The organism is Thiomicrospira sp. (assembly GCF_014859555.1).
Classification (GTDB): domain Bacteria; phylum Pseudomonadota; class Gammaproteobacteria; order Thiomicrospirales; family Thiomicrospiraceae; genus Thiomicrospira.
In genome coordinates this window covers 1-7,756 of sequence record NZ_JACUTY010000066.1, presented here as the reverse complement: position 1 = coordinate 7,756, position 7,756 = coordinate 1, and the positions used below count along the sequence as shown (strand labels likewise).

Below are 7,756 nucleotides of genomic sequence, written 5' to 3'. Positions count from 1 at the left end.
CCGCCGCTAATAGCGTTTGGGTGTAGTGGTGTTGTGGGTTTTCTAGGATGGATTGCACTTCGCCCTGCTCTACTATTCGGCCTTCTGACATCACGGCGACGCGGTGGGCGATGCGTGGGATGATGGAGAGGTCGTGGGTGATAAACAATAGGGATAGGTTGTAGGTTTTTTGTAGGTTGTTTAATAGGTCTAAAACCTGTGCACGCACGGTGACATCTAGTGCGCTGGTGGGTTCGTCGCAGATGATTAACTCAGGTTCTACTGCTAAGGCGCGCGCGATGCCGATACGTTGACGTTGGCCGCCGGAAAACTCATGCGGATAACGCTGTTTGTGTTCTGGCAATAAACCTACTTGCGTCAGTAGTTCGGTAATACGTGCGTCTTGATCGGCTTTTTTCTGTGAACCGACTTTAAGGCTCACCATGCCTTCGCGAATGATTTCGCCAATGGTCATACGCGGGTTTAAGGCCGAATAAGGGTCTTGGAAAATCACTTGTATTTTTTGGCGTAAGGGTTTGATTTTGTTTTCTTTTAGCTTGGCTAAATCGACATCCTGATAACGGATTTCGCCATCTGTGCTATCAATTAATCGCAAAATGGCTTGGCCAATTGTGCTTTTGCCGCTGCCGGATTCGCCCACCAACGCTAAGGTTTCGCCGCGATTAATCACTAAATCGACGCCATCCACCGCTTTTACATAACCAACGGTGCGTTGTAATAAGCCTTTTTTAATCGGGAAATGCACTTTTAAGCCACGTAAATCCAGTAGCGAATCTTGGCTTGTCGCGGGTTTGTAATCGCGAGTTGGTAACGCATCTGCCAATAATTGTTGAGTGTAAGGATGGGTGGGTGCGGTAATAAAGTGTTCGCATTCGGCGGTTTCGAGGATTTTACCTTTTTGCATGACAGCAACTCGATCAGCCATTTGCGCGACCACGCCCATATCGTGGGTGATAAATAAAATCGACAAACCACGCTCATCACGCAGTTTTTTCAGCAAAGCCAATACTTGGGCTTGGATGGTGACATCTAGTGCGGTGGTGGGTTCGTCTGCGATTAATAAATCGGGTTCGCAAGCTAAGGCCATCGCGATCATCACTCGTTGCTTTTGACCGCCTGATAATTGATGCGGATACCAATCCACCCGATCTGATGCTTCAGGAATGCCGACTTCATTAAACAGCTCGATGGTGCGCAGTTTGGCGTGTTTGGACGACAAGCCTAAATGAACACGTAACACTTCGGAGACTTGATCCCCTACTCGCATCACCGGATTAAGCGAAGTCATGGGTTCTTGAAAGATCATCGCGACCGATTTACCGCGCACTTTTTGCATTTGCGCTTCCGATAGACTTAATAGGGATTTTTGATGCAATTGAATTTCACCGGCTTCAATGTTTAACGCCTCTGGCAATAAACGCATAATCGCCAACGAGGTTAAAGACTTACCACTGCCCGACTCGCCCACCAAAGCAAAAATCTCACCCGGCTGAATGCTAAAGCTAATACGGTCAATCAGCGTGTTTTCGCCTACTTTAATCACTAAATTATGGACATCTAAAACCGGCTTATTCACAAGCACTTCCCCTAAAACATTAAATATCGTTTGATCTTCTCAACCAGGCTTGGTGGTTAAATTGGAGCGGAAAACCAAGCCATAACGCCTTCTACTTCAAGCCATCGCCGTTGTAGCCGGCTGAATGCTTGGCCTTGCTTTTTGTTGAACATGCCACAAGTCATATGCCATTTGCATTTTTAACCAGGCCTCTGCTGAAGGCGTTTGAAGCCACTGTTCTAATCGCAATGCCATGTCAGCGGAAATACCTGAATGCTCATTGAGTAAACGAGACAGCTGCACGCGCGATACCCCAAGCTGTTTAGCGGCCTCGGTCACACTAAGGCCTAACTCTGGCAATATATCTTCACGTAAAATGGACGCTGGATGCGGAGGGCAAAACATCTTCATTTCATTTTCCTTAATGATAGTCCTGATAATCAACAAGCTCAGCATCTTCCCCATTGAAACAAAAAGTAAGACGCCAATTCTTATCTACCCAAACAGCATAATGATTCTTTAATCCGCCAGCCAATGGATGGTAATGCCAACCAGCAACATTCATTTCTTCTGGGTGCGAAGCGTTATTGAGTAATAAAAGTTGTCGTGACAACTTAGGCGCATGCACCGCTTGAATACCGGCTTTAGAGCCAGTTTCAAAGAATTTTTTTAAACCTTTATGCCGAAAGGTTTTAATCATTTAAATTGTAACCTGTAGCGATACAGTTAACAAGCCTAACATAAAAACCTTAATTATTTTTGGGGTCTAGCACGCGCTGGACTCTATCTGAGAACAGGTTGGCGGCCAGTACTAGAATAAACATAAAGATAAACGCACTCAGCAGCGACCACCATACCATGGGTTCGCGCGCCATTTCTAAACGGGCTTGGTTAATCATATTGCCCCAGCTGTGCATGGTCGGGTCAACACCGACACCAACATAAGAAAGTACGGCTTCAGCTAATACTAACGCACTGAAATCTAACACCACGGCGATCAATACGATATGCATGACATTCGGCAGAATATGGCGACCGATTATTTTAAACCGGCTCACACCAAATGCGCGGGCGGCGGTGACGTATTCGACTTGGCTGATTTTTAGGGTTTCGGCGCGTAATAAACGACACAGCCCTGTCCAGCTGGTGAGGCCTAAAATCAGCACCAATACGAGCAAGCGAATATCCGCGCGTTCGGTGGCGGTTTCAAACCAGTCTGGGTTGTTCATAATCATGGTTTGCATAACCAACACGGCGGCGGCGATTAATAGGATGCCGGGGATTGAGTTCAACGTGGTGTAGAGATATTGAATAACATCATCAATCCAACCACGGAACAAACCGGCACTGATGCCTAAAATTAGTGCCAAAGGTAACATCACCAAGGTGGTTAACACGCCGATTAATACACCGGTTCGCACACTTTTGAAGCTTTGATAAAGCACATCACCACCGACTTTATCGGTGCCGAGCACATGATAATAATGGCCTAAATGATAAAGCCAAGCCAACACGATTAAACCGATACTAAAGGTTAAATAGGCGGTGCGCCAAGGCAATTCGGTTTTGCCCTTAAGCACCAGGCCTGCTTGTTGCCGCCAGCTGATTTTCGCTACGCGTGCGCGCCAGTAAATATGCAAGCTAATAAATAATTTACTTAATACCCAAGCCACAAATATCGCCCAGAGGGATTTGAGTAGAATGTCTTGATTTCTATCCTCCGCTGCGGCCAGATGTGAACCGGCGTGGGTTAAATCCAACGCGATTTGTTTGATTTGACCATCGTCGGTTTTAATGATTGAGCTGCTGTGTTCTTTTAACGCAAACGGCGCCGAATAGGTGCGCTCTACTTTGCCGCGAATTTCATCAAACACCCAATCCAAAACACTCAGCGTTTGGCCTTGGTATTGGACTTTTTCGCCCACGGGTTGATCGGGTAAGGCTAATCTAAAATGGAGGGAATCCAGCAACGCGATGGACACATACATTAATAACACAATCGCCGAAGTCATCGCGATTTTAGAACGGAAAATCGCGATCCATTGCGCTTTAACCTGCGGCGAACGCGAGATTGTCCAGCCCCACAAACCTAGCGACACCACCAAGAGCCAAATCATGATGTCTGTCCATAACCATACCCACATCATGATAAACGCACCCTTGGATCAAAAATTGTGTAGGAAATATCGGTCAAAATCAGACCAATGATATAAAGCACTGCGCCAAAAAACACCATGGCTTTTACAATTGCAAAGTCTTGTGCGTTGATCGCGTCAATGGTATAGCTACCCAAACCAGGAATACCAAAGAAGGATTCCATAATTAAACTGCCCATAAACAGGCTGGGAATGACCACCACCACCCCGGTTAAAATCGGCAACATGCCATTGGGTAATACGTGTTTAAACAAAACTTTGATTTCCGACAAACCTTTAGCGCGCGCGGTGCGTACGTAATCTCGGTTGATTTCTTCGAGGAAAATACTGCGATACCAACGTGTGCCAGCGCCTAATCCGGCGAATACACCGATCAATACCGGTAATATGACAAATTTAACCCCCGCCCATCCGGGTTCATAGCCGGAGATCGGTACCCAATTGAGGATTTTACTAAATAATACTTGGCCGGCAATGATATAAAACAGCCCAGAAATCGACATAATCATCACCGCAATCACCATCGCGGAGGTATCCAATGCGGTGCCTCGGAATAATACAATCAATAATGCCAAGGTTATGGTGGTAATCAGGCCGATCGCAAAGGTGGGTAAAGCAATCTGCAGACTTGGCCACATGCGCTCTAAAATATCCGCGCCAATATCGCGCCCCGAATCCGAACGGCCAAAATCAAATACAAATAACTTGAGCGATTCTTCGACAAACAAGGTATCGCTAAACTTCACCAGGCCTGGTGCTTCGTTATTAAAGAATAAAGGCTTGTCGTAGCCGCGTTCGGCTTTCCAAGTTTCAATCATCGCGGGGGTGGTTTGTTTTGCACCCAGTTGGGCGCGCGCCATATCATCCGGGCTATTGACCATAAAAAACAGTACAAACGTAATGAGGTTAACGCCAATTAAAATCGGAATCGCATAAAACAATCGGCGTGCAATATAAGCCATCATGAGGCGTTGTCTCCTGTTATAACACGCTGTTGTTGGCGTTGACGATACACTCGTCGCGCCCAAATAATCAGCCATAAAATGATCGCGGCTGTTAACCAAAGTGGCCAAACTATCGGTTGGTTCCACTGGGCTTGTTTTTGTGCACGTTGCTCGGCATCAATTGCGAGGTATTTGATGGTATTGTTGGCCAGGCTATTCGGCCAAACGTTTTTATACCAGCTGTGATACAAACTGAGCGAACGCGGATGCAAACCCCAAATCCAAGGTGCATCTTGGCGTGCAATATCAATCATTTGTTGTAACTTAGCCATGCGTTCTGGCGTGTTTTCCATGGTGCGGATTTGTTCAAATAAGCGATCAAATTCTGGATTGGCGTAGTTGGATGAGTTAATGCCCGCCCCGTTGGTCGCAACCGAGCTATTTGGGCCGTATAACAAGAATAGGAAGTTTTCTGGATCAGGATAATCCGCGTTCCAACCCCAGAAGAAAATCTGCGCATCGCCTTTGCGTACCTTGTCTTGGAAGCGATTGTAATCGGTTGAACGAATCATCAACTCAATACCCAGCTGCTCAAATTGTTTACGCATCCAATCCATACGACTGCGATCATCTGGCCCGGTGGCGACCGCATCATAATTTAATTGCAATGGTCGCCCAGTTTGTTGATTACGACCTTCTGGATAACCGGCTTCAGCCAAAAGTTGACGCGCGGTTTCAAGCGATTTACGGCGGGCTTCACCTTCATGCCAATCATGCACATACGGATTTACCCCAGCTTCACCATCGACATGGCCAAAAATACCCGGTGGGATTGGGCCTTGTGCGGCTAAACCGCGTTCGTTCATAAAGATCGAAATAAACTCTTCATAATTGACCGCGATACTAATCGCTTGGCGTAATTTTTGAGCTTTTTCATCGTAGCCACCGACCACCTCATCAAGCATATTAAACGCCAGATAAAAAATAGTCGGCTGCACGCTGGAGCGCATCTGAATGTCTTTGGTTTTCATTTCACCGGTCAAATCTAATTCGCCATTCACCGAGACCTGCACCGCTTGATCAAAACTGTCAGCACTCACACCTGACGCATCGTAATAACCTTGTAAAAACTTATTCCAATAAGGCACGTTTTCTTTTTCGAGGGTGTAAACCACTTCGTCAATCATCGGCAAACGTTTACCCGCATCGGCTAGCAGGCTAGACGGCATATTTTCAGCTAAACTGTCATTTGGGTAATACTGTGGTTGGTAATTCGGGTGTTTTTGCAAACGCATGCGACGGTTTGGGTTATTTTCAACCAAACGATAAGGCCCAGTGCCGACCGGAAAGGTATCGAAACTGATATTTAAATCCACCAGGCCTGGTTGTGCGTAAAACTGCATGACCTCCCAAGGCACGGGGGCGAAAAAGTTCATACTCAGCCAATACATAAACTGCGGATACACACCATGCAAACGGATGCGCAGTTCGTAGTCGTTTACGACTTTTATGCCTTCGATCTCGTGTGGTCTTAAATCAAAAAAAGCATCGCTATCGGCTTGAGTGCGCTGTTCGCTAATTTGTTCCGAGAATTCAGCCAAACCAACAATATGTTCGTTCATGCTGTCTAAAATGGGGGAATGGTTTTGGCGCACCGCCATGCGTTTAATCGCATAAGCATAATCAGCCGCGACCAATTCACGACTAGACTGGTCTTTAAGATCAAAGGGCGATTTCAGACCGCTTAAATCTTTTGCTGATAAAGCCGCATAACGCAAAGCGCCCTGCTCGTCTTTAACAAACGCCGGATGCGGTTGATATTGAATGCCGGGTTTAATGTTTAAAACCACCTCGGAATAAGCCAAATCGGCATCCGTTGCCAACACTGGCTCACCTTGCTGATTGAGATAACGCACTTCTGGCATTTTACTAAGCGTCAGAGGTTCTAGGGTATAAGGTCGTTTTAAATAGTGATATTGCAATGGCGGTTCTAAAATCTGAGCGTTAATTGCCCATTCGTTTGAGCTATAAGAACGCACTGGATCAAGATGTTTAGGCGGTGCGGAAAACGCACTAAATAACGTGTTCGAAGCGACTTGTTCGTTGGTGTAAGGTGTATTCCACTGATCCGAACAGGCCACTAAACCCAAGGTCGCCGCACCTAATAAAACAAATCGTGCGCCTTCAAACAGCATTTTTATCTTCGATTTTAATTTCACGTTATAATGACGCCACTGTTTTATTTAGAATTGAATCAACCGTTACGGAGAAAATTATGGGATTCTTAACTGGCAAACGTGCCTTAATTGTCGGCGTCGCCAACAATAAATCCATCGCTTATGGTATTGCAAAACAAATGCATGAGCAAGGCGCAGAAATCGCCCTGACCTATCAAACTGAAAAATTGAAGAGTCGTGTGGAAGGTGTCGCTGAAGAATTAGGTTCAAAAATCGTGCTACCTTTGGATGTGGCTGACGACTCGCAAATTGAAAACGTATTTAGCGAATTAAAAAAACAATGGCCAGAGGGTTTGGATATTTTGGTTCACTCGGTTGCGTTTGCACCACGTGAAGAATTAGAAGGCCGCATGATTGATGCATCAACTCGTGAAGGTTTCAAAACCGCTCACGACATCAGTGCTTACAGCTTAACCGCCTTAACCAAAGCCGGTTTTGAGATGTTAAAAGCGCGCAAAGGTTCAGTCATGACCTTGTCTTATTTAGGTGCAGAACGTGCGGTACCTAACTATAACGTAATGGGGATTGCGAAAGCCTCTTTGGAAGCCACCGTGCGTTATTTAGCCGCTGACCTAGGTCAAGATGGTATCCGTGTAAACGCGGTTTCAGCTGGCCCAATCCGTACCTTGGCGGCCTCTGGCATTAAAGACTTCCGTTCTATGCTAGACAAAGCCGCGCAAGCGACCCCTTTACGTCGCAACGTCACAATTCAAGAAGTCGGCAACACCTGCGCCTTCTTGTGTTCTGACCTAGCGTCCGGCATTACCGGCGAAATCACTTATGTGGACGGCGGTTACAACATCACCGCGTCAACCTAAAGATTAGATCACTACTTTAGAAATCAAACCCCGCATTGCGGGGTTT

At 46.2% G+C, this 7,756-nt stretch carries 7 protein-coding genes; 1 reads left to right on the top strand and 6 read right to left on the bottom strand.

The genetic code is table 11. The features are described from left to right. The 6 genes from IBX48_RS09180 to IBX48_RS09155 all read right to left on the bottom strand — a co-directional run. Positions 1–1,576, bottom strand: a 1,576-nt coding sequence (locus IBX48_RS09180) for a dipeptide ABC transporter ATP-binding protein (RefSeq protein WP_296833580.1), incomplete at its 3' end; no start/stop codon positions are given. Positions 1,577–1,672: 96 nt separating this feature from the next. Next, positions 1,673–1,966: a HigA family addiction module antitoxin gene (locus IBX48_RS09175; RefSeq protein WP_296833577.1), complete on the bottom strand. Its 294-nt coding sequence runs from the start codon at positions 1,964–1,966 to the stop codon at positions 1,673–1,675. A gap of 10 nt (positions 1,967–1,976) precedes the next feature. Further along, entirely contained in the window at positions 1,977–2,255 is a 279-nt protein-coding gene (locus IBX48_RS09170; protein WP_296833575.1) for a type II toxin-antitoxin system RelE/ParE family toxin, read from the bottom strand. 49 nt (positions 2,256–2,304) lie between these two features. Continuing rightward, entirely contained in the window at positions 2,305–3,702 is a 1,398-nt protein-coding gene (locus tag IBX48_RS09165) for an ABC transporter permease (protein ID WP_296833572.1), read from the bottom strand. Further along, positions 3,699–4,676, bottom strand: a complete 978-nt coding sequence (locus IBX48_RS09160; RefSeq protein ID WP_296833569.1) for an ABC transporter permease — start codon at positions 4,674–4,676, stop codon at positions 3,699–3,701. The genes IBX48_RS09165 and IBX48_RS09160 overlap by 4 nt, the downstream gene beginning before the upstream one ends. Beyond that, the gene (locus IBX48_RS09155; RefSeq protein ID WP_365942465.1) at positions 4,673–6,874 is read right to left on the bottom strand and encodes an ABC transporter substrate-binding protein; all 2,202 of its coding nucleotides are present in this window, start codon (positions 6,872–6,874) and stop codon (positions 4,673–4,675) included. The genes IBX48_RS09160 and IBX48_RS09155 overlap by 4 nt, the downstream gene beginning before the upstream one ends. Positions 6,875–6,930: 56 nt before the next feature. Between IBX48_RS09155 and IBX48_RS09150 the strand changes: the two genes are divergently transcribed. After that, positions 6,931–7,710: an enoyl-ACP reductase gene (locus tag IBX48_RS09150; protein ID WP_296833566.1), complete on the top strand. Its 780-nt coding sequence runs from the start codon at positions 6,931–6,933 to the stop codon at positions 7,708–7,710. Positions 7,711–7,756: the final 46 nt, after the last annotated feature.